21 protein-coding genes are annotated in these 21771 nt (G+C 37.1%); 13 read left to right on the top strand and 8 right to left on the bottom strand.

Annotated features, from left to right (window positions below; genetic code table 11):
- The first annotated feature begins 320 nt into the window (after nucleotides 1-320).
- From N782_RS12400 to lpdA, 5 genes are all read left to right on the top strand, one after another.
- Nucleotides 321-1091 carry a YkyA family protein gene (locus N782_RS12400; RefSeq protein WP_237582654.1) on the top strand — a complete coding sequence of 257 codons (771 nt, stop codon included), beginning with the start codon at nucleotides 321-323 and terminating at the stop codon, nucleotides 1089-1091.
- Nucleotides 1092-1899: 808 nt separating this feature from the next.
- Nucleotides 1900-2979, top strand: coding sequence for a pyruvate dehydrogenase (acetyl-transferring) E1 component subunit alpha (gene pdhA / locus N782_RS12395; protein ID WP_036820373.1), 1080 nt, complete (start codon nucleotides 1900-1902; stop codon nucleotides 2977-2979).
- A gap of 3 nt (nucleotides 2980-2982) precedes the next feature.
- Nucleotides 2983-3960, top strand: coding sequence for an alpha-ketoacid dehydrogenase subunit beta (locus tag N782_RS12390; protein WP_036820370.1), 978 nt, complete (start codon nucleotides 2983-2985; stop codon nucleotides 3958-3960).
- Between the two features lie 27 nt (nucleotides 3961-3987).
- Nucleotides 3988-5295, top strand: coding sequence for a dihydrolipoamide acetyltransferase family protein (locus N782_RS12385; protein WP_036820367.1), 1308 nt, complete (start codon nucleotides 3988-3990; stop codon nucleotides 5293-5295).
- 4 nt (nucleotides 5296-5299) lie between these two features.
- A complete protein-coding gene (gene lpdA / locus N782_RS12380; protein ID WP_036820364.1) occupies nucleotides 5300-6706 on the top strand; it encodes a dihydrolipoyl dehydrogenase in 1407 nt (468 codons plus the stop codon).
- A 98-nt stretch (nucleotides 6707-6804) separates the two neighbouring features.
- On the opposite strand, the gene N782_RS12375 is transcribed toward lpdA, so the two are convergent.
- The 3 genes from N782_RS12375 to N782_RS12360 all read right to left on the bottom strand — a co-directional run bounded on the left by N782_RS12375 (nucleotide 6805) and on the right by N782_RS12360 (nucleotide 10362).
- Nucleotides 6805-7188, bottom strand: coding sequence for a hypothetical protein (locus N782_RS12375; RefSeq protein ID WP_036820362.1), 384 nt, complete (start codon nucleotides 7186-7188; stop codon nucleotides 6805-6807).
- 479 nt (nucleotides 7189-7667) lie between these two features.
- Nucleotides 7668-9215 carry a glycine betaine uptake BCCT transporter gene (locus N782_RS12365; protein WP_036820357.1) on the bottom strand — a complete coding sequence of 516 codons (1548 nt, stop codon included), beginning with the start codon at nucleotides 9213-9215 and terminating at the stop codon, nucleotides 7668-7670.
- An 85-nt stretch (nucleotides 9216-9300) separates the two neighbouring features.
- Nucleotides 9301-10362 (bottom strand): FUSC family protein, encoded by a 1062-nt coding sequence (locus N782_RS12360; RefSeq protein ID WP_052111320.1) that lies wholly within the window; start codon nucleotides 10360-10362, stop codon nucleotides 9301-9303.
- A 171-nt stretch (nucleotides 10363-10533) separates the two neighbouring features.
- Here N782_RS12360 and N782_RS12355 point away from each other — a divergent pair, with 171 nt between their 5' ends.
- Nucleotides 10534-11454: a polysaccharide deacetylase family protein gene (locus tag N782_RS12355; protein WP_036820356.1), complete on the top strand. Its 921-nt coding sequence runs from the start codon at nucleotides 10534-10536 to the stop codon at nucleotides 11452-11454.
- Nucleotides 11455-11573: 119 nt separating this feature from the next.
- Here the strand turns inward: N782_RS12355 and N782_RS12350 are convergent, their stop codons facing one another.
- A complete protein-coding gene (locus N782_RS12350) occupies nucleotides 11574-11990 on the bottom strand; it encodes a DUF1885 family protein (protein ID WP_036820353.1) in 417 nt (138 codons plus the stop codon).
- A gap of 211 nt (nucleotides 11991-12201) precedes the next feature.
- Between N782_RS12350 and N782_RS12345 the strand changes: the two genes are divergently transcribed.
- Nucleotides 12202-12315: a GapA-binding peptide SR1P gene (locus N782_RS12345; RefSeq protein WP_036820350.1), complete on the top strand. Its 114-nt coding sequence runs from the start codon at nucleotides 12202-12204 to the stop codon at nucleotides 12313-12315.
- Nucleotides 12316-13428: 1113 nt separating this feature from the next.
- Here N782_RS12345 and N782_RS12340 read toward each other — a convergent pair.
- Nucleotides 13429-14901: an aminotransferase class I/II-fold pyridoxal phosphate-dependent enzyme gene (locus N782_RS12340; RefSeq protein WP_036820347.1), complete on the bottom strand. Its 1473-nt coding sequence runs from the start codon at nucleotides 14899-14901 to the stop codon at nucleotides 13429-13431.
- A 223-nt stretch (nucleotides 14902-15124) separates the two neighbouring features.
- Here N782_RS12340 and N782_RS12335 point away from each other — a divergent pair, with 223 nt between their 5' ends.
- On the top strand, nucleotides 15125-16081 hold the full coding sequence (locus tag N782_RS12335; protein WP_036820344.1) for an NAD(P)H-dependent flavin oxidoreductase: 957 nt from the start codon (nucleotides 15125-15127) through the stop codon (nucleotides 16079-16081).
- Nucleotides 16082-16098: 17 nt separating this feature from the next.
- Nucleotides 16099-16386: a UPF0223 family protein gene (locus N782_RS12330; RefSeq protein WP_036820342.1), complete on the top strand. Its 288-nt coding sequence runs from the start codon at nucleotides 16099-16101 to the stop codon at nucleotides 16384-16386.
- A 50-nt stretch (nucleotides 16387-16436) separates the two neighbouring features.
- Here N782_RS12330 and typA read toward each other — a convergent pair whose 3' ends face one another.
- Together typA and N782_RS12320 are read right to left on the bottom strand one after the other, a co-directional pair.
- On the bottom strand, nucleotides 16437-18266 hold the full coding sequence (gene typA, locus N782_RS12325) for a translational GTPase TypA (protein ID WP_036820340.1): 1830 nt from the start codon (nucleotides 18264-18266) through the stop codon (nucleotides 16437-16439).
- Between the two features lie 159 nt (nucleotides 18267-18425).
- The gene (locus tag N782_RS12320; protein WP_036820337.1) at nucleotides 18426-19061 is read right to left on the bottom strand and encodes a YktB family protein; all 636 of its coding nucleotides are present in this window, start codon (nucleotides 19059-19061) and stop codon (nucleotides 18426-18428) included.
- Between the two features lie 227 nt (nucleotides 19062-19288).
- On the opposite strand from N782_RS12320, the gene N782_RS12315 reads away from it, so the two are divergent.
- Both N782_RS12315 and N782_RS12310 read left to right on the top strand, forming a co-directional pair.
- On the top strand, nucleotides 19289-19477 hold the full coding sequence (locus N782_RS12315) for a hypothetical protein (protein ID WP_036820335.1): 189 nt from the start codon (nucleotides 19289-19291) through the stop codon (nucleotides 19475-19477).
- A 230-nt stretch (nucleotides 19478-19707) separates the two neighbouring features.
- On the top strand, nucleotides 19708-20514 hold the full coding sequence (locus tag N782_RS12310; RefSeq protein WP_036820332.1) for an inositol monophosphatase family protein: 807 nt from the start codon (nucleotides 19708-19710) through the stop codon (nucleotides 20512-20514).
- Nucleotides 20515-20718: 204 nt separating this feature from the next.
- On the opposite strand, the gene N782_RS12305 is transcribed toward N782_RS12310, so the two are convergent.
- The gene (locus tag N782_RS12305) at nucleotides 20719-20904 is read right to left on the bottom strand and encodes a DUF5325 family protein (protein WP_036820329.1); all 186 of its coding nucleotides are present in this window, start codon (nucleotides 20902-20904) and stop codon (nucleotides 20719-20721) included.
- A 149-nt stretch (nucleotides 20905-21053) separates the two neighbouring features.
- Between N782_RS12305 and N782_RS12300 the strand changes: the two genes are divergently transcribed.
- Both N782_RS12300 and N782_RS12295 read left to right on the top strand, forming a co-directional pair.
- Entirely contained in the window at nucleotides 21054-21428 is a 375-nt protein-coding gene (locus N782_RS12300) for a YlaH-like family protein (protein ID WP_052111319.1), read from the top strand.
- A gap of 11 nt (nucleotides 21429-21439) precedes the next feature.
- Nucleotides 21440-21724, top strand: a complete 285-nt coding sequence (locus tag N782_RS12295; RefSeq protein WP_036820326.1) for a hypothetical protein — start codon at nucleotides 21440-21442, stop codon at nucleotides 21722-21724.
- Nucleotides 21725-21771: the final 47 nt, after the last annotated feature.

The raw sequence follows: 21771 nt of genomic DNA, 5'->3' as shown, positions 1-21771 counted from the left end.
CTTTTCAAGCAAAGTTCATAATCTTTAGTTTACCACAAATAATATGAGCAAGGGAATCTTTCATATATGGATAAAATAAACCTGAGTTATAAATCAAAAAATGATTAAGCGGGTATTATATAGATGGTATAATATACTTTATAATATAAATTTTTACAATATTTAAAGTGAGTAACTAAGCAAGTATATAGCTTGCTATTTTGCAAGTTTTCTATACAATATATGATATTATGGACAAGTTTTGATCATTTTTTCATATACTATTGCAAAACCACACTTTTTAATTTTGTGAAGAAAATTGTTGTAAGGAGGAGACGAATTTGCGTTTAGGGAAAATCATGTTAGTGCTCATCTCAGTAATTTTTGTGCTTTCTGCTTGTAATAATGGTCCTTCAACCGCTGAGAAAATTTATAATCACTTAGAAGAGGCTGTTACATTAGAAGATGCATTTAAGGAACAACAAGATCCATTGGTGAAACTAGAACAAAAAGAGAAAAAACTTTACGATCAGATTATTGATTTAGGCATGAAAGATATGGAAAAAATCAAAAGTAAATCTAATGAGGCTTTAGATTTAATAGAGCAACGCAAAGAAAAGTTAAGTGTTGAAAAAGAGAGTATTGAAGCTGCAAAGAAAGAGTTTGAAAAAGTGAAGCCTTTAATTGAAGAATTAGAGAATGAAACCGCCAAAGATAAAGCAAATGATATGGTTGATGTTTTCAACAAACGCTATGATGCTTATCAAAATTTGTATAAATCTTATGAAGAAGCAATTCAATTAGATGAAGAGTTATACAAAATGCTCCAAGATGAAGAGTTAAAAAAGGAAAAACTTGATGCTCAAATCGAAAAGATAAATAAGAAGTATGATGAAGTAATGAAAGCAAACACTAAATTTAATGAATACACTAAGAAATACAATAACCTTAAAAAAGATTTTTATGAAGCTGCTGAGTTAGAAGTTGAATATGAAAACGAAGGTAACTCTGAAAATGATAAAGGCTCATCAGAAAAAGAATCTTCTGACAATAAAGAAGAGAATTCAGATAATAATAATGAACAAAAAGATGAAGGAAGTAATGAAGAATAAACTGTCCAAATGGGCAGTTTATTTTTTTTGTTTTCTAGCTAAACTACAAAAGGGTTAAATTTGCGGATAACATTAATAAAGTGATGAGGACAATGCTAGCTCCAGCGCCTAGCGAATAGCAAACTTCCGGCACCTCCTGACGATAAGTCTACATCTCATCGCAATTGCTTTTCGTGTTTTCTTTATTAGTACGGGGGCAGTTGAAATTCGATTAAATCGCTACATCACTTAGCAACATCGAACCAACCCACGCCCATGGAGAGCGGTTTTGTACATGGCTAAACTGCGTCCTGAGCTTTTGCTCCCTTATGTTATTGGTTTGTATTTCATAAAAATTAGGTGTTTCAATATATTTTACATACTCATTATATTTCTAAAAATTTATTATTCTTAGTTGAATAATAAATAAAAGTATCCTAATTCAAATCTAAATCAAATTATTTGCAGTTTATTAAATTATATGGTGTTATTGTTACAGGTTACAAAAAACACTAATACAGTTTTGTGATGCATTAAAGGCCCAAAAGAATAACTGTTTCTTTTGTGAACTTTGATTAAGAGAACACAAAGTGTTTGACGAGTCGCAGATGAATAAGCTAAACTACTAAGTGGTTAAAAGTTGTACCATTTTATTTTGCCAGTTTTATGAAACAGATACTTAACAAATGGGTAATGCAGTGATTATCACACCTTTTATAAGGGTAAACACAATATGAGCAAATTAGGTACACATTTTTTTAGCTTTTGGGAAATGCTAATAAAAGTTAGTTTTAAAATTTAGGATGGTAGAAAGGAAGAGGTGAAGAACTTGAAACGCACTATTGAACAAGTTGAAAATCAGTTTGAAACGTTTCAAATCTTAAACGAAGACGGCGAAATCGTTAATGAAGATGCAATGCCTGATCTTTCTGATGAAGATCTACAAGAATTAATGCGCCGCATGGTTTATACTCGTATCCTTGATCAGCGTTCTATTGCGCTAAATCGTCAAGGACGTCTAGGCTTCTACGCTCCAACAGCAGGACAAGAAGCATCTCAGTTAGGAAGCCACTTTGCTATGGAGAAGGAAGATTTCTTACTTCCTGCATACCGTGATGTTCCACAGCTTATTTTCCACGGACTTCCATTATATCAAGCATTCTTATTCTCCCGTGGACACTTCCATGGTAATCAAATGCCTGAAGTGAACGCGGTCAGTCCACAAATTATCATTGGTGCACAATATACTCAAGCTGCTGGTGTAGCGCTTGGTCTTAAAAAACGCGGCAAGAAAAATGTTGCTGTAACGTACACTGGTGAAGGTGGAGCTTCTCAAGGTGACTTCTATGAAGGAATTAACTTTGCTGGTGCATATCAAGCTCCTGCTATTTTCTTTGTACAGAATAACCGTTATGCAATCTCTGTTCCAGCTGAAAAACAAACAGCAGCGCAAACAAACGCTCAAAAGGCTGTAGCAGCTGGTATTGAAGGTGTACAAGTAGATGGTATGGACGTACTAGCTGTTTACAAAGCAACACTTGATGCACGTGAACGCGCTGTAAATGGTGAAGGGCCTTCACTAATTGAAACGCTAACGTACCGTTATGGTCCACATACAATGGCTGGTGACGATCCAACTCGTTATCGTGATGAAGAAGAAGAAAACGAATGGGAAAAGAAAGATCCTCTAACTCGTTTCCGTAAGTATCTTGAAAGCAAAGACTTATGGTCTGAAGAGAAAGAAAATGAAATTATTGAAAATGCTAAAGAGGAAATTAAAGCTGCAATTAAAAAAGCAGACGAACAACCTAAACAAAAGGTTACAGATTTGATTTCCATTATGCATGAAGAACTTCCTGCTAACTTGAAAGAACAAAAGGAAGAATACGAAGAAAAGGAGTCGAAGTAGATCATGGCACAAATGACAATGATTCAAGCCATCACTAATGCGATGCATACCGAACTTAAAAATGATGAAAATGTTTTAATCTTCGGTGAAGACGTAGGTCAAAATGGCGGCGTTTTCCGTGCTACAGAAGGCCTGCAAGCTGAATATGGTGAAGATCGTGTATTCGATACTCCACTAGCAGAGTCCGGTATCATTGGTATGTCTGTAGGTTTAGCACTACAAGACTTCCGCCCAGTTCCTGAAATTCAATTCATTGGATTTATTTATGAAGCAATGGATGCAATAAATGGTCAAATGGCACGTTACCGTTATCGTTCAGGCAACACTTATCACATGCCAGTTACAATCCGTGCTCCATTTGGTGGCGGTGTTCATACTCCTGAACTTCATGCTGACTCTTTAGAAGGCTTGTTAACTCAACAGCCAGGAATCAGAGTTGTAGTACCTTCTACACCATATGATGCGAAAGGTCTGCTTCTTTCTTCAATTCGTAATAATGACCCTGTATTCTTCTTAGAGCATATGAAGCTTTATCGTTCTTTCCGTGGCGAAGTACCTGAAGAAGATTATACAGTTGATTTAGATAAAGCAGATGTAAAACGTGAAGGTAAAGATGTTACATTAATCGGTTATGGTGCAATGGTTCATCAAGCACTAAAAGCTGCAGATCAACTAGCTGAAGATGGGATTGAAGCGGAAGTGATTGATCTACGCACAATTAGTCCAATTGATTACGATACAATTATCGAATCTGTTAAGAAGACGAATCGTGTTGTTATGATTCAAGAAGCTCAAAGACAAGGTGGCGTAGCAGCTGCTGTAACATCTGAAATTCAAGAGCGCGCAATTCTACATCTTGAAGCACCTATTCTACGTGTTACTGCACCTGATACAGTTTATCCATTCTCACAAGCTGAAGAAGTTTGGTTACCAAACCACAACAATATCATTGAAAAAGTAAATAAAGTAATGAACTTTTAATCCAACCAACGATAGGAGGTATTCATAGTGGCTTATGAATTCAAGCTACCGGATATCGGTGAAGGTATCCATGAAGGTGAGATTGCTAAATGGTTCGTCAAAGATGGCGACGAAATTAAAGAAGATGACGTCCTTTGTGAAGTTCAGAACGATAAAGCAGTAGTTGAAATCCCTTCTCCAGTTGAAGGTACCGTCAAAGAAGTACATGTTGGTGAAGGTGAAGTTACGACAGTAGGTACTGTCATTATCACCATTGACGCACCTGGTTATGAAGGTAACACTAGCGAAAGTTCTGATGATTCTTCTAAGGAAGAAGAAAAAGAATCAAAAGAAGAAGAAAAACAAGAGCAAGCTAAAACTGAAAGCTCAGATGACTCTACTTCTGATAACGAGGAAGAAGAATCGGGCGAACGCGTAATTGCTATGCCTTCTGTTCGTAAATTTGCACGTGAACAAGACGTAAACATCAATAAAGTATCTGGGTCTGGAAAGAATGGCCGCATTCTTAAAGAAGACGTAGAAGCTTATGTTAACGGTGATCAGAAGTCTGAAGCTGCCCAAACAGAGACAGAAGAGACTACTGGTCAAGAGTCAACTCAAGAAACACAACAGCAAGAAGCTCCTCAAGGTCAATATCCTGAAACTCGTGAGAAAATGAGTGGTATGCGTAAAGCTATTGCTAAAGCAATGTCTAATTCTAAGCAAACAGCTCCTCACGTAACTTTAATGGATGAAGTTGACGTTACTGAGTTAGTTGCTCATCGCAAGAAATTTAAACAGGTAGCTGCTGATCAAGACATTAAACTTACGTATCTTCCATACGTAGTACGTGCTCTTGTTTCAACGTTGAAGAAGTATCCAACTCTAAATGCATCTCTTGATGATGAAGCACAAGAAATTGTTTATAAGCATTATTACAATATTGGAATTGCTGCAGATACAGATAAAGGTCTTGTAGTACCTGTAGTTAAAGATGCTGATCGTAAATCCATTTTCGACATTTCCTCAGAAATCAATGAATTGGCAGGAAAAGCTCGTGATGGTAAACTAACATCTGAGGAGATGAAGGGCGCTTCTTGTACTATTACAAACATCGGTTCAGCTGGTGGACAATGGTTCACCCCTGTAATTAACCATCCTGAAGTAGCTATTCTAGGAATTGGCCGTATTGCTGAGAAACCAGTTGTTAAAGATGGAGAAGTTGTCGTAGCTCCGGTTCTTGCATTGTCACTAAGCTTTGACCATCGTCTAATTGACGGTGCTACAGCACAAAATGCAATGAATCAAATCAAACGTTTACTGAACGATCCACAATTAATCATGATGGAGGCGTAATCGTATGGTAGTAGGAGATTTTCCAATTGAATTAGACACTCTTGTTGTTGGTGCTGGACCTGGCGGCTATGTTGCCGCTATCCGCGCAGCTCAAGAAGGTCAAAAAGTAGCAATTGCAGACAAAGGAAACCTTGGTGGTGTATGCTTAAACGTTGGTTGTATTCCATCAAAAGCATTAATCCAAGCAGGTCACCGCTATGAGCATGCTCATGGTGCTGATGAAATGGGAATAAAATCTGAGAACGTTACGGTTGATTTCTCTAAGGTTCAAGAATGGAAAGGGAAAGTTGTTGATAAGCTTACAGGTGGTGTTGAAGGTCTACTTAAAGGTAATAAAGTAGATATCGTTAAAGGTGAAGTTTACTTCGTTGACAAAAACACCGTACGTATTATGGATGAGAAGAACTCTCAAACCTATACGTTTAATAACTGTATTATCGCGACTGGTTCTCGTCCAATCGAGCTACCTAACTTCAAGTACTCTGATCGTGTAATCAGCTCTACTGGAGCATTGGCGCTAGAAGAGATACCAGAAAAAATGGTAGTAATAGGTGGTGGCTACATTGGTACTGAGCTAGGTACTGCCTATGCAAACTTCGGTACAGAAGTTACTATCCTAGAAGGTCAAGAAGATATTCTACTTGGTTTCGAAAAACAAATGCGTCAACTTGTTAAGAAGAAGCTTAAAAAGAAGAACGTAAATGTTGTAACGAATGCAATGGCTCAAGGCGTTGAAGAAGGTGAAAATGGTGCTACTGTAACGTACGAAGCAAAAGGTGAAACACACACAATTGATGCAGACTACGTACTTGTTACAGTAGGACGTAAACCTAATACTGACGAGCTTGGTCTAGAGCAGGTAGGTATTGAACTAGACGATAAAGGCTTAATTAAAATTGATAAGCAGTGCCGTTCAAACATTGATAATATCTATGCTATCGGAGACATCGTAGATGGACCGCCACTAGCTCACAAAGCTTCTTACGAAGGTAAAGTAGCTGCTGAAGCAATTAGTGGACATGCTTCTGAAATAGATTATCATGGCATCCCTGCTGTTGTATTCTCTGAGCCTGAACTAGCAAGTGTTGGTTACACTGAAGCTGAAGCGAAAGAAGCTGGATACGACGTTAACGCAGCTAAATTCCCATTTGCTGCTAATGGTCGTGCCTTATCGCTTAATGAAAACGATGGCTTCTTAAAACTTGTTACTCGCAAAGAAGACGGCCTAATCATTGGTGGTCAAATTGCTGGTGCAAACGCTAGTGATATGATTGCTGAAGTAGGCTTGGCTATTGAATCAGGTATGACTGCTGAGGACTTAGCTCTTACGATTCATGCTCACCCATCATTAGGTGAGATTACGATGGAAGCAGCTGAAGTTGCTCTAGGAAAACCAATTCACTCTATGTAAAGCATATAAAATCCCTCCCATCCTTTGTGGATGGGAGGGATTTTTTAGGGGTAAATGAACATCTATTTGAGCATTCATTGCTCCTCATATTTATAAAACTACTTATAAGTTATCGTGTCTTGCAGCAGAGTGAATATGTCATTTTTTCTTTTTTGTCCCGTCATAGTAGCTAATGTTTGTCCATTCTTCTGTATCACTAAAGCCGGATAATGAGAAATGGAAGGGTGGTTTGTTTCCTTACTGAAGATAGAACTCTTCGTTAAGGATATATTTCCAAGTTTTTCTGGATTAGATAATCTCAATTCTAATATTGCATCTATATAATTTTCTTCTAATTCAATTTTCGATTCTTCTGAGTATAAGAACACACTATAATCAGCTGGGTTCATTTCATATACATTTAAAGTAGAAGCTTCTTTTGGTGAACAGGATCCAGTCATTAGTACAAATATAATTACTAATGGAAGCCATCCTTTTAGCATGGGTGCTTCACCTACCTACATATTGTTGTTTTGTCTCATTGTATCAAACAAAAACGGAAAAATTAGGCTTGTTATACAAATGTTATAAAATTGAAAAATACTTGTTGCCTCTTCATCATATACTGAATTAGAGCATGTCCTTACAATGAAGGTAGGGGAGAGGCGTATGAAATATGTGTTGCTATATAATATACTCATTATCAGTTGGAGTCTTTATTTACTTGTTGTTCACATTTCAAATAAAGATCATTGGTCTTTTCAAGGAATTTTGGTTATCTTATGGATTGTATTAACGGTTCCATATTTAAAGCGACTTAAGTTTAGTAAGCGATCAATCTTATTGCATAGTGTGATTTGTTTTGGTGTAGTTTCAGGAGGGCATGTTCTTTTTTCTTGGATTATTGGATAGGTGAAATAAGTTAAAAAAGCTCACCGCCTTAAATAAGGCGGTGAGCTTTTTGGTATTTGTACGTAATACTCTATTCTGTTTCTCTTTTTGGTTTGCGTTTCTGTCTTGTTAATGGATAGCGTCTGGCTTCCTCTTGAAAGGCTTTGAGAAGCGAGAACACCATCATAATCATTATAATCGTAAAAGGAAAAGCTGCAATAATTGCGGCTGTTTGCAAGGCTTGTAAACCACCTTGCCATAAGAGAATGGAAGCAGCTGAAGACTGAACTATTCCCCAGATAAATTTCACTTGATTTGAAGGGTCTAGGTCTCCATTTGTTGTTTGCATTCCAAGTACAAAAGTTGCTGAGTCAGCAGATGTAATAAAGAAAGTAGTGATTAACAGAATGGCTATAATCGACATAACGCTACCTAAAGGTACTTGTTCTAACACGCTGAATAGAGCTACTTCTGCACCTTGGTCAGAAATCAACTGTTGTAAATTTGCATCTGAAAAATACTCTTGATGCATACCTGTACCACCAAATACGGAGAACCATAGTGCACCAAAAATCGTTGGTACTAGTAATACACCAAGAATAAATTCACGCACTGTACGTCCCTTTGATACTCGTGCAATGAATGTACCTACGAATGGTGCCCATGCAATCCACCATGCCCAATAGAAAATAGTCCAGTTTTGAGTCCAAGAGCTTTGTTCAAATGGGCTTAACTTGAAACTCATAGAAGGTAAGTTTTGCAAGTAGCCTCCAAATGTTGTGGTGAATAGATCCATTATAAAATTTGTTGGCCCAGAGAATAAAAGGAATATCATTAAGCCTATAGCAAGTACAATGTTTGTGTTACTTAAGTATTTGATCCCTTTATTTAATCCCGTTTGAGCTGAAACCATATATAGGACGGTAACAATTAAGATAATGGATAGTTGCAATGTGAATGTATCATTAAGACCATCAATCATGAACGATACACCACCAGATATTTGCTTGGCACCGAATCCAAGGGATGTTGCTACCCCAAAGATAGTTGCAAATACTGCAATAAAATCTACAAGTGTTCCTATTGGACCACTTGTACGCTTTTCTCCGAGAAGCGGTGTAAGAATAGAACTAATTAGACCTGGAGCTTGTTTTCTAAACTGGAAATAGGCTAAAGCCAACGCGATAACAGCATAAATTCCCCATGGGTGTAGTCCCCAATGGAAAAAACTATATTGTAAAGCTTCTTTAGCTGCTGCTGTAGTACCAGGCTCAGCATTAGGAGGATTATGAAAGTGGGAGATTGGTTCTGCAGCTCCCCAAAAAATCAATCCAATACCCATACCTGCGCTGAATAGCATTGCGAACCACGTTATATAAGGGTATTCCGGCTCATCTGTGTCTTTTCCTAATTTAATATTTCCGTACTTAGAAAAAATCAGGAATAAGGCAAATAGTAAAAAGCCTGTGGCTGAAAGTAGATAAAACCAGCCAAATTTTTCAACTAAAAATCCTTGAACTCGGCTTGTCACAGCATCTAAATTGTATTCGGGTAATGTCTCTTTTGGTATAACACCCCAAATTATAAATAGGATGGCTACGGCAAGAGAAATGAAAAACACTTTAGTTACATTTTTCATTAAAAAATTCATTCCTTTCCGTTTACGTCCATTGTTTACGATTTCTTAACCACTTCGCCTATTATACGTAAACGTATTATCAAACTCAAGATGGGATTTGTATGAGCTGATAGCGGTCTTTTGAAACATCTTGTAGCTCTTCTAGAACATCATGTAAACATAAGATTTCATAAATGATAATCGTTTGTGGCGGGAAGTGATGACGATATTTTGTTGGATGCTCAATGTGCTCTTCCTTCCAATGCCAGAACTCATTATCTAACTGTTCAATTTGTAGGAAGTGATCATCAGTTATTTCATGGTTTGGTGTTCTTAATATTTCCGCCATAGAAGAAATGATACTATTTATTAATTTTTTTTCTTCATTTGTAAATGCATTTTCTTTTAATTGAACGTATTGTAAGTTTCCAAGATGATATGCAATTTGTTGTAGCATATTCAATTTCTTTTGTGCATATTGGAATGCTTTCATTTCTTTTGTAGAGTGTCGATGGTATTTCCATTCCTCTCGTTGAAACTGAGAAAGCTGATACGTCTTTTCTAATTGAAAAGTTAATTGACGATAGGCCCTTTGCATTTGTCTAGCATGTTCTCCACCTTGATTCATGCATCTTGGCAATGATCCTTCCAATATGTCAGCAGCCTCATCAAATAAATTCTTTATGTTTTGATAAATCATTTTCGAATAATCGGGTGGAAGCAAAAAGAAGTTTACTAGGGAAGATACAATGATACCTACCGATGTTGTTCCCAGTCGCATGAAAAAGGAAACTATATAATGTGAATTAAAGTCCGGGATCATAGCTATAGCTGTTAGAGTAGCTACTAAGATGCCATCATCAAGTTTTAATTTATGACATACCGCTATAGTTAACATAGCTGCTAATGCATAAGTTAGAGCATTTTGACCAAGCAATCCATAGAATGAGGCAGCTAATAATGCACCTATAGCAGAAGCAGGAAACCTCACCATTGCTTTTTTAATGGAGTCTGCTGCTGTATTCTCAATTGTTACAATTGCAGTAATTACAGCAAACATTACAGGCAAATCGAATAAAAGACATATAAATGCTGTAACAAATACGGAAACGCCTGTTTTTAAAGTTCGCCCTCCAAATAAGTTTAATTTTTTTAAAGCATTAATCATAATCCTCACCTTTTTATAAGTTTGTCGATTCTATTGTAATATAGATTAGGTTAAAAAGACCTATTCTTTATTTTAATAAATAAAATTAATAAAAAACAATAGGAGTAGGAGTTGGAATTTATTATAATGGAAATAGAAACCAACATATAAAGTATAGGGGGAGTCATATTAATGAAAAAAACAATCAGCCTCTTGATACTTATCTTTGTTTTAACCGCATGTGGTCAAAATCAAACAACAAGTGGTAATACAAATGGGGATCAGGACAAAAATAAGGTACAAGAAAGTACACAAGATAATAATACATCATCTTCGAATCAAGAATCAGAAGAGCCCAAAGACAATGAAGGTCAAACAGAAGAAGCTTCTTCCAATGAAGAATCTATCGAGGAAGATAACGATAATGAAACAAAAGCTGAGAAAATAGAAGAAGAAAAGGAGGAAACGAGTAAAGAGCCAGTTGAACCTAAGTATGAACTTACAAAGAATTGGGACCTTAAACCAATAGGGGACGCGGAAGAAAAAGTAGTTTTACTTACTATTGACGATGCACCAGATAAACATGCACTTGACATGGCCAAAACTTTAAAAGAGCTAGATGCACCAGCCATCTTTTTTGTAAACGGTCATTTTATGGATACGGAAGAAGAGAAAAATACTGTAAAGAAAATCCATGAGATGGGATTTGCTATTGGAAACCATACGATGGATCATAAAAATCTAAGAAACCTGTCAAAAGAAGAACAAAAAGCACAGATTCTTCCTTTAAGTGATCTAATTGAAGAAGTTATAGGAACAAGACCAATATTTTTCCGTGCTCCACATGGCGCAAATACAGATTATTCAACACAAACTTCTCTAGATGAAGATATGCTAGTCATGAATTGGACGTATGGTTATGATTGGAATCAAGAATACATGACAGAGGAAGCAATTGCAGATATTATGGTTAACACCAATTTGCTCCACAATGGCGCAAATTTACTTATGCATGATCGTGAATGGACTGCAAAGGGGTTAGACGATATTGTAAAAGGACTTAGAGACAAAGGTTATAGCTTTGTTCGTCCTGAAGAAATTAAAACACCTTAATAAAAACAAAATCGCACACACTAATTCAATTTTGTTACTCCCTAAATAAACTAATAAAAAAACCCTGGAACTCCTAAGTGAAAGTTCCAGGGTTTTTTTACTGTACTGACTAAATGTTATCAGCGTTTATAAAAGTACATCTTTCGCTTATTAAACAATATAAGCTCTCCCTCGACTTGAGTAGTAATATACTTTGAAAATTCAATGGCTTTATTTTTATCTCCTTGAGTGTATCCATTAGGCAATGTTATTTGTATAACACAATTTTTATCTTCATTAGATAAATTGGTTTGTACCCCCATTAAAATGTAGCTATATTTTTCGTTATTACCGCGTAATAATAGAAAAGAAGTGTTTTCAAGTTGGATTTCTTCAACGTTATATGGGAAGGAGGAAGAGTGGTAATCCCATCCAAGCTGAGCTCCAGTTTTTTGGCATATAAGCTGATACATCTCTAAAATTTCTTCTATTTCCTTTAAGGTTATGGTTTGATGTTTACTTTGGTCAACCAAGGTTATATAAGCACTTTCAGACATCTTCGAATCCCCTTTCCACAACTTGTACTAGTAGTCTATGAAAAGCTTACATGAAACATGTAATGTAAGACAAAATGATTAGGATAGTAAAGTTGCAAAAAACAATGTGACATACTAAAAAGAGGGTTGAAAATATTAGTATGTCACATTATACTATAAGTATAGCTTTTGAAAGCGGTTTAATAATACTGAAAAGGGAGTTGAATTATCAATGGGTACAATCGTATGTCAGGACTGTCAGGGAATTATTGATCATTTTGAAGATGAAAAGGTATCAACTCTTTACGGTAAATGTACTTCTTGTAATGACGAAGAACTAGAATAGATGTAAATAGAAAAGCCTGCCACTCTATAGTAGAAGAGTGACAGGCTTTTTTTATGTTAGTGTACATTTATGTGGATATCCATAATAGCACCATACTCTTGAATAACTGGTGAGGCTGGACCCGTTACGTTTGTAAGGAAGGGGCTGCGGTGAAATGGTTCGCTTTCCGCGGAGGAACATGCAAGCCTCCTCGTTCGGCTACGCCTCTCTGTGGGGTCTCGCATTGTCCCTTCTTCCGCAGGAGTCTCACCATTTCCCTCCGCCCATCGGTATTTAGGATAACGGATCCATCGTAGTTAGTGCCAGGTTGAGTATAATGATGTTAACAGATTGGCCAATCTGTTTATAACCCTAAATTCCTTGATACCAAAGGGGTTTAAGCATGTTTTACCACCCTGAATATATGCGTTAATAGTGTTGAAGCTTTCCCCTTAATCCAATTAAAAGGCAAATACCCTCCTAGATAAGTAATCCAATACACGGCGTTGAATCGTTGGGAATTTGCGAGACTCCTGCAGAAAAACGATCGTGTGAAGACCCCGCAGAGAGGAGAATGCCGAACTAGGAGGCTTCACCGATTGTCCGCGGAAAGCGAGTGAATTCCAAACGAATCAACCACTCAGAACCAAAAACCCTTAGTCCAAATTATGCTTCTTATCTTGAATAAAACTATTCAGATTAATTGATTCTAAAATCAACACCAAACTTAAACTTAGCCTTTCACAAATAAGATACGATATGTCCGTTAGCCTCTCCAAAAGAGGGTTTTTACAGAAAATAAGAGATTATATGTCCGCCAAAAAAAGTTGTCCTACCTATTACCGATTCCGATTGCAACATATCGACAGGTTTGGCTGGGAAACAGCGAGAGGCCCACGAATGAAAGAGGTTGGTGATACCACGCAGGGCCGCATTTTGGCCCAAGGAGGATTACCAGCTCGCCCTCAGGAAAGCGATTTGTTTCCCACCCACCCCTAAGCCTTTTTAAGCATCGGACCACTCCAATTACTTCTAACCAAGTCTTCACGATTATTCCTCTAATATAGAATAATTTTAATATACGTATTTAGTACTTTTAAATGTAAATTCAACACTTAATCTTGAAATATAGAATTACTGAAAAGCTCGTCGTTCTTTAATGACTTGAATAAGTGTCAGTGTTTCATCCTCAGGTCCTTGTACTGGTAATCCGGCATCTAAATTTTCATGAATGTAGTGTATATTATCCTGAGTAATAATTTCCCCTGGCAAGAAAATTGGAATTCCCGGGGGATAGACCATCACAAATTCAGCAGATATCCTTCCTGCTGCTTCCACTAGGGGAAGAGTCTCTGTATCCGCATAAAACGCATCTCTGGGTGAGAGGGCTAGTAAAGGGATATCCGGCACTTTTACAGGTATGGGAGTATCGGTCTGATTCTTATGCTGAAAATTTTCCGATAGAGCATGTAAGGCATCAATGAGAAACTTTGTCTCCGCTTCGGTGTCACCAGGTGTAATAATGCAGAGAATATTATACAGGTCTGAGAGTTCCACTTCGATATTATAATGTTCTCGTAACCAAACCTCTACATCGTAACCTGTAATACCTAATTGTTTCACAGAAATAATAAGTTTTGTAGGGTCATAGTCAAATGTTGCTTTACTCCCGATAATTTCTCCGCCTACACAGAAAAGGGACGGGATCTCGTTTATTAGGCTTCTGGTGCGTTCAGCAAGTTGTAACGTTTGGTCCATTAATTCTTTGCCTTTTGTGGCTAAGTGTTTTCTAGCTACATCGAGTGATGCGAGTAGAATATAGGAGGTCGAAGTTGTAGTTAACATAGATAATACAGACTGTACTCTTTCATGTGAAACCAATCCTTCTCTCATATTCAACACGGAGCTTTGAGTTAAAGATCCACCTAATTTATGAACACTAGTAGCGGCCATATCTGCTCCTGCCTGCATTGCTGAAAGTGGTAATTGATTATGAAAGTGAATATGAACTCCGTGTGCTTCATCCACAAGTACAGGAACAGCATACTCATGTGCGATTGAAACAATCTTTTTTAAATCAGCAGCAATACCAAAATAGGTAGGATTAATGACAAACACTCCTTTTGCGTCAGGGTGAACTGCTAATGCTTTTTCTACAGCTTCAGGAGTTATGCCATGAGAAATACCTAGTTGTTCGTCTAGTTCAGGGTGAATGAAAATGGGTGTTGCTCCAGAGAAAATAATAGCTGAAGTCACAGATTTATGAACGTTTCTTGGTACAATTAGTTTATCTCCTGGCTTACATACAGACATAATCATGGCCATGATAGCACCGCTTGTACCTTGAACAGAAAAGAATGTATAATCTGCACCAAATGCCTCAGCAGCTAACTGTTGAGCTTCTTTAATCATTCCGTGAGGGTGATGGAGGTCATCTAAAGGGCTAATATTGATTAAATCTATGGAAAGAGCTTGATCACCAATAAACTCGCGAAAGGCCTTATCCATGCCAACCCCTTTTTTATGACCAGGGATATGAAATTGAACTGGATTGCGTTTGGCGTGCTCGACAAGACCTGTGAATAATGGGGTATGTTGTTGAGACATTGACAACACCTCTTATGTATTAGAATTTATAAAACGTTTCCATTGTAAAACGTATATTATTAATTGGGAAGACGGTTGAAACATAGATTTCCTAAACGTCTTTTATGCTTAAAAACAAATTATAGCAAAAAGCAATGATGATGACTAGTTACTACATTGTGGAAGAGTTTTCTGTTAGGATACAAGTAACAATAGGGTTATTTTTAAAAAGGGAGGAAGAAATATGGAGTATAAAACAAGGGTGACTGAGTTGTTAGGAATCACATATCCTATTATACAGGGAGGGTTGGCCTATTTAGCATACGCTGACTTAGCTGCGGCTGTATCTAATGCTGGTGGTCTAGGACAAATAACAGCGATGAGTTTACAAGATCCAGAAGCTTTAAGAGAAGAAATACATAAAGTACAGCAGAAAACTTCTAAACCTTTTGGTGTAAACTTTGCAATTGGTCAACACGGTAGACCTTTTGCTGAAATGGTGCAGGTGGCTATCGAAGAAAAGGTTCCTGTTATATCGGTTACGGGAGGAAACCCAAAGCCAGTGTTAGATATGGTGGAAGATCACCCAATAAATACGTTAGTCCTAGTTGCAGCTAAACGTCAGGCTGTGAAGGCTGAGGAACTAGGTGCAGATGCTGTTATGGTTGTCGGTCATGAAGGTGGGGGTCACTTAGGAAGAAGCGATATTGGAACTTTTGTACTCACCCCTCAAGTGGTAGATAGTGTCCAAATCCCTGTAATTGCTTCAGGTGGAGTTGGAGATGGAAGAGGTTTGATGGCAGCTCTTGCTCTAGGAGCAGAAGGAGTTGAAATGGGTACCCGTTTTATTGCTACCAAAGAGTGTGTACATGCCCATGCAGCATATAAACAAGATCTTATTGAAGGAGATGAGACCTCGACTGTCGTTATAAAAAGGTCACTTGGTACGCCAGCTAGAGCGCTAAAGAACAATTGGACCGAAGAAATTTTAAAACTTGAAGAGGACGAACCTGGATTTGAAGTGTTAAAATCATTTATTAGTGGGGAAGCCAACAAGCGTTATATCTACGAAGGTGATAATCAAAAAGGGTTTGGTTGGGCTGGTCAAATTACGGGAAGAATTGATGACATCCCTTCAGTTCAGGAATTATTGAACCGAATGATAAATGAAGCGAATTGTATTCGTGAAACATGGTCATAACGAAAGGAGTAAGTAACATGAGTGAAGAAAATGCATACAACTATCCGTTAGATACAGAACATTGGAGTACCGACGAAATAATTGATGTTGTTAATTTTTATAAGCTTGTCGAACAAGCATATGAACAAGGTGTTAAACAAGATGAATTAATGCAAGCTTATACAAAATTCAAGCAAGTTGTACCGTCGAAAAGCGAGGAGAAGAAAATTGGTTCACAGTTCGAAAAAGAATCAGGTTATTCCCTATATCGAGTTGTGAAAGAAGCTAAAAATAATGATTCAAAAGAGATTATAAAAGTAAAATAATATAAAAAAATGCGCCTGATTAATAGGCGCATTTTTTTTGACTCTATATTTTATTTACCACTTTTGGTTTTAGCTGCTTTTTCACGCTCGTTTTTATTAAGAATCTTCTTACGTAAACGAACGTTTTCAGGTGTAACTTCGCAATATTCATCATCATCTAGATACTGAAGTGCTTCTTCTAGAGTTAATTTACGAGTACTTTTAATGGAATTGGTCGTGTCTTTAGTGGCGGAACGTACGTTTGTTAGGTGTTTTTCTTTAGTAATATTTACTGTTAGGTCATTATCACGGTTGTGTTCACCAACAATCATACCAGCATAAACTTCAGTTGTTGGTTCTACGAAGATTGTGCCGCGATCTTCAAGTTGCATGATACCATATGTGGTAGCTTTACCATTTTCAAGGGCAACAAGAACACCTTGACGACGTCCTCCAACTGTACCACCAAGTAGTGGTTCATAGCCGCTAAATGTGTGGTTAATAATTCCGTAACCACGTGTTTGGGACATGAATTCAGTAGAATACCCAATTAAACCACGAGACGGTACCTTGAATTCAATACGTACTTGACCATTTCCTTGGTTAATCATATCAAGCATTTCACCTTTACGGTAGCCGATTGATTCCATTACAGTACCTGTATAATCTTCTGGTACGTCTACCTGTACATGCTCCATAGGTTCATGTTTTACGCCATCAATTTCTTTAATGATGACCTGAGGCTTAGAAAGCTGTAGTTCATAACCCTCACGGCGCATGTTTTCAATAAGGATTGAAAGGTGAAGTTCACCACGGCCACTAACAACCCATTTATCAGGTGAATCTGTTTCTTCTACACGTAAGCTTACGTCTGTCTCAAGTTGTGTACGTAAGCGCTCTTCAATCTTACGAGCTGTAATGAATTCCCCTTCTTTACCTGCAAACGGACTGTTGTTTGTTAGGAAAGTCATTTGAAGGGTTGGCTCATCAATACGCGGGATTTCCAGAGCTTCTTGATGATTTACATCTGCTACAGTTTCCCCTACGTTAATTCCTTCAATACCTGAAATAGCTACGATATCTCCAGCTTTTGCTTCTTCAATTTCAATTCGCTTAAGTCCAATAAAACCAAATAATTTAGTAATACGGAAGTTTTGAACTGATCCATCTTTCTTCATAAGAGCAACTTGTTGGCCGACTTTCATACCACCTCTGAAAACACGTCCAACTCCGATACGACCAAGAAATTCGTTGTAATCTAGCAACGTAATTTGGAACTGTAATGGGTCTTCTGTATTGTCAACTGGTGCAGGAATAGATTCTAGGATCGTATTAAAGATTGGATCCATTGTTTCATTTTGCTCATCAGCTTCATAACCGGAAGTTCCTTGTAATGCAGAAGCATAAACAACAGGGAATTCCAATTGATCTTCGTCAGCACCTAGTTCAATGAATAAGTCTAATACTTCATCGACCACTTCTTCAGGGCGGGCATTTGGGCGATCGATTTTATTTAAACAAACAACTGGAGTCAGTTTTTGTTCTAGTGCTTTTTTCAATACGAAACGTGTTTGAGGCATGCAACCTTCATATGCGTCTACTACTAGCATAACGCCATCAACCATTTTCAAAATACGTTCAACTTCACCGCCGAAGTCCGCGTGTCCAGGTGTATCCAAGATGTTCACTCGGGTATCGTTGTAATTGATTGCTGTATTTTTTGCTAAAATGGTAATGCCACGTTCTTTTTCTAAATCGTTGGAATCCATTGCACGATCATCAACGTTTTCATTGTCACGGAATGTCCCAGAGTGACGTAGCATCTGGTCAACTAAAGTTGTTTTCCCGTGGTCAACGTGCGCAATAATTGCAATGTTTCGTAGATCTTGTCTTACGTTCATTTGATATACTCTCCTCTATCAATTCAAATGGCGTTCTCGTTGAACTTAAATATTATAACATACATCATACCTCTAGTACGTTGTTTGCCTATTTAACCCTAACAAATTTACAAAACTTTAATCAAACATCGATTTTAATATTTGTAGGAATTGTCTGTGTTACTCAACTTCTTTTGTAAGGCGGTACAAGTATTCTAGCTTATGAAATGTCTCTTCACATTTTTTAATAAATGCATCATGATCTTGGAGAACAACATCATGGCGATCAATATGAACTCCACACAATAATTCTGCTTTTTTTACGTTTTGTAATCGATCGACTAGATTTTCGAATTCTCTATCAGACAAATCCTTGTTTGGGATAGCTTCCGGTTTAGTATGGTCTTTAGACCAAACATAATCAGCAGGAATATGCTCACGAACTTGTTTCAGATTTTGTTTAAGCACTTTAGCAAAATCTTGTTTTATTGGACTTTCATAAATAACTGCAAACCATATAAATACGTGGCTTTCCCATAAACCTATTTGGAAATGAGGCAATTTCTTATAGCCTTTTTTACTATTGGCTAAAGCAGCCCATGTATCATTCGGAGGGTTGGTGGTTCTACGTGCGTGTTTAGCCACGTGTACGAACATTTCATCTCCTGTAATGGAAGTAATATATGGGGCTAATTCTTGAGCGGCTATTTCCAGTTTTGGTGATACATTAGACTTAAGAGCTTCCATTCGTTGTTCGAGTCCTGAAATGGTAAACACATTGAAATCATCTTGAGTAAAGCCAGGAAAGTGATTCATTATCAAAACTCCTTTCTGTGATTAGTACGAAAATAAGTATAGGTTTTGTTTTATTTTGTCGTACGTTTTGTTAGCTATCAAATTTTAACACACTTCTAGGAGAATACCCAATTTTCATGGATAGGTTTGAATATAGAGGGATTTGGATAAATAAAAGTAATAAAACATTTGTCAGGTTAAAATCTTCTAACATATATTACTACAAAGCTCTAAAAAGGAGTGACAATATGAAGCGTGTCATGGATGCATTAAATGAAAAGAAGGTATTGGAACGTATGCCAGTTCTAAAGATGGAAATTGACTATGAATTAATGAATCTACATGAGGCGATCGAACAGAAAGATCAGGAAAGAATAAGTATAACTAAAGATAAATTAGAGGCACTACGATTAGAATGGGTGACATTACAACAATAAAGGTCCAAGAACGAGCAATTATGCTCGTTCTTTTCTATGTTTAGAATGCTTTCTTAAGCGAAACCTATAAGTAGGCCGGAGTGAACTTGGTTTAAATGTTTGATACACTTACACTTACAACATGGAAAAGTTTACTTATAGGAGTTCTATAGAGTTTATGGTGTACCCATTAGAGTAAGTTTTTTTGTAAATAACCAAATTTCAATCTCGAGTAGAAGGAGCACTTTTGTATGAATGAACAAGAAAGGCAACAAATATATAACCGAGCCAAAAATTGGGTGCTAGAAGCAGGGGAACGTATACGAACTAAGATGGATCAACCAATTGTAATTGAAACAAAATCGAGCCCAAATGATTTGGTTACCGAATTAGATCAAGAGACAGAACAATTTTTTATTGAACGGATACGAACTCAATATCCTGACCATCAAGTATTAGGAGAAGAAGGTTTTGGGGATGAAATTAATCATGTTCAAGGGACAGTATGGATTGTAGACCCTATAGACGGAACGATGAATTTTGTTCATCAGAAGCAGCATTTTGCCATTTCTGTAGGGATATATAAAGATGGTGTTGGTGAAATTGGCCTTATTTATGATGTAATGAAAGACTGCTTGTACCATGCAAAGCGCGGCGAAGGTGCTTATAAGAACGATGAGAAGCTACCTTTACTGCCTGAGGAAAGAAAGCTAGAACAATCCATCATCGGTTTAAATCATTTCTGGTCAATTGATAATAAGCTAGTTCATAAAGAAGGATTGCAATCATTAATTAGAAAAGCAAGAGGAACAAGGTCCTATGGATCTGCAGCATTGGAGTTCGCTTTTGTGGCAGAGGGGATTGTAGATGCATATGTAACGATGCAACTTTCTCCGTGGGATATAGCAGCGGGGGTGATTTTAGTTCAGGAAGTAGGTGGCATAACAACTCAGGCAGATGGTGAACCTATTACACTTCTTGATAAGAATTCCATCATTACATGTAATCCGGCCATACATCAAGAAATCATTGATGAACATATTGAGTTGAAAACATAAGAAAAGCCCAAGTGCCCTGCTAGCGACGTACAAACTGGACGGCTACGTAAGAGATAAAGGAAACACGAATATACTTTTTTACTTATGTAAATAAACCCATGATTGCTTTGCAGTCATGGGTTTTGAAAATCTTAGTAACTCTTTTTATAAGCCAATCTCTTAAATACTACGAAGCATATTATGGACATAATGATTCCTATTCATCTAAGATTGTTGGGAAAGTCGTTGTTTTCGTTTAATGGTAAATCCATATCCCATTACCCCAAAGCCAAGTAATAAAAAGAAAATGGACCATATAACGGAACGAAAGCCAATTGCTACCCCTACAAGCATAAAGCAAAATACTGCTAATAGGGCCAGTATAAAGAATGGTACGTTAATTTTTTTCATATGTAGTTCACCTCGTCCAACGCATTTTATTACCAGTTTACAGTATTTAATTGGATTTGAAAAATGTAACTAACATTAGGGTAGCAGGATACTGTGAGATTTAGTATCATTAGAAAGAGATTTGATGTGGACAATTAGGAGGAACACCAATGGATCAAACAGAAAATATGATTCAAGTACCGAATGATTTATCATTTTTTGCAAAACTATTATTTAATGGACTTGGTGATGAATTAAACTTAAATAATGACAGTGAAGTGGCCATAGCAATAAGAGGGGTTATTTTTCTTTATCTGATCATTTTGTTTTTATCTGTTGTTACCTATAAATTAGGTTTTGCTAAGCAACTACCACTGCTAAAATCTGCAGTTGTTTATGTAGTTCTTGCCATAGGCTGCATGATTCTTACATTCTTTGGTTTATCTTTACCAATTGCGGAAGGATTACTTATCTCCTCTGCCGTATTAGGTATATATAGGTTTAGGCTACATCGGGAGCGTAAAGATCGCCCACAAAGTGAATAGGAGGTATGTGGATGCATTCCATGCAGGATTTGGTTTACAATTGGCTAACTATTCAAATTGTCGCAAGGGAAAGACCTGGAGATAAGGCAGCTCAAGAAACGATGCAATTTTTCGAAGAGATGCTTGAAAAGAATTATCAGGTGAACGACATGCATATATCTAAGAAAGAAGAGATGTATCTTGTTCATTGTCAGACGTTAACAGAAGAGAGAGTGTTTCGTTTCCCATTAGAATTGATCGAATGCATGAATGATACCATCCAAGATGAACCACATAAATTTCCTAATTACGAATAAAGAGGCTGGGACAAAACCCAGTAAATTAAACTAAAAGTGGCCCCCAC

The sequence above is a fragment of the Pontibacillus yanchengensis Y32 genome (assembly GCF_000770635.1).
Lineage (GTDB): Bacteria > Bacillota > Bacilli > Bacillales > BH030062 > Pontibacillus > Pontibacillus yanchengensis.
The sequence above is the reverse complement of the archived record's forward strand: the minus strand, read 5'-3'. Positions and strand labels throughout refer to the sequence as shown.

Bases quoted from the DNA above. Each gene is read 5' to 3' on its own strand.
- N782_RS12390 (WP_036820370.1), top strand. From the start codon at position 2,983: ATGGCACAAATGACAATGATTCAAGCCATCACTAATGCGATGCATACC.
- lpdA (WP_036820364.1), top strand. From the start codon at position 5,300: ATGGTAGTAGGAGATTTTCCAATTGAATTAGACACTCTTGTTGTTGGT.
- N782_RS12375 (WP_036820362.1), bottom strand. From the start codon at position 7,188: ATGCTAAAAGGATGGCTTCCATTAGTAATTATATTTGTACTAATGACT.
- N782_RS12365 (WP_036820357.1), bottom strand. From the start codon at position 9,215: ATGAAAAATGTAACTAAAGTGTTTTTCATTTCTCTTGCCGTAGCCATC.
- N782_RS12360 (WP_052111320.1), bottom strand. From the start codon at position 10,362: ATGATTAATGCTTTAAAAAAATTAAACTTATTTGGAGGGCGAACTTTA.
- N782_RS12355 (WP_036820356.1), top strand. From the start codon at position 10,534: ATGAAAAAAACAATCAGCCTCTTGATACTTATCTTTGTTTTAACCGCA.
- N782_RS12350 (WP_036820353.1), bottom strand. From the start codon at position 11,990: ATGTCTGAAAGTGCTTATATAACCTTGGTTGACCAAAGTAAACATCAA.
- N782_RS12345 (WP_036820350.1), top strand. From the start codon at position 12,202: ATGGGTACAATCGTATGTCAGGACTGTCAGGGAATTATTGATCATTTT.
- N782_RS12340 (WP_036820347.1), bottom strand. From the start codon at position 14,901: ATGTCTCAACAACATACCCCATTATTCACAGGTCTTGTCGAGCACGCC.
- N782_RS12335 (WP_036820344.1), top strand. From the start codon at position 15,125: ATGGAGTATAAAACAAGGGTGACTGAGTTGTTAGGAATCACATATCCT.
- N782_RS12330 (WP_036820342.1), top strand. From the start codon at position 16,099: ATGAGTGAAGAAAATGCATACAACTATCCGTTAGATACAGAACATTGG.
- typA (WP_036820340.1), bottom strand. From the start codon at position 18,266: ATGAACGTAAGACAAGATCTACGAAACATTGCAATTATTGCGCACGTT.
- N782_RS12320 (WP_036820337.1), bottom strand. From the start codon at position 19,061: ATGAATCACTTTCCTGGCTTTACTCAAGATGATTTCAATGTGTTTACC.
- N782_RS12315 (WP_036820335.1), top strand. From the start codon at position 19,289: ATGAAGCGTGTCATGGATGCATTAAATGAAAAGAAGGTATTGGAACGT.
- N782_RS12310 (WP_036820332.1), top strand. From the start codon at position 19,708: ATGAATGAACAAGAAAGGCAACAAATATATAACCGAGCCAAAAATTGG.
- N782_RS12305 (WP_036820329.1), bottom strand. From the start codon at position 20,904: ATGAAAAAAATTAACGTACCATTCTTTATACTGGCCCTATTAGCAGTA.
- N782_RS12300 (WP_052111319.1), top strand. From the start codon at position 21,054: ATGGATCAAACAGAAAATATGATTCAAGTACCGAATGATTTATCATTT.
- N782_RS12295 (WP_036820326.1), top strand. From the start codon at position 21,440: ATGCATTCCATGCAGGATTTGGTTTACAATTGGCTAACTATTCAAATT.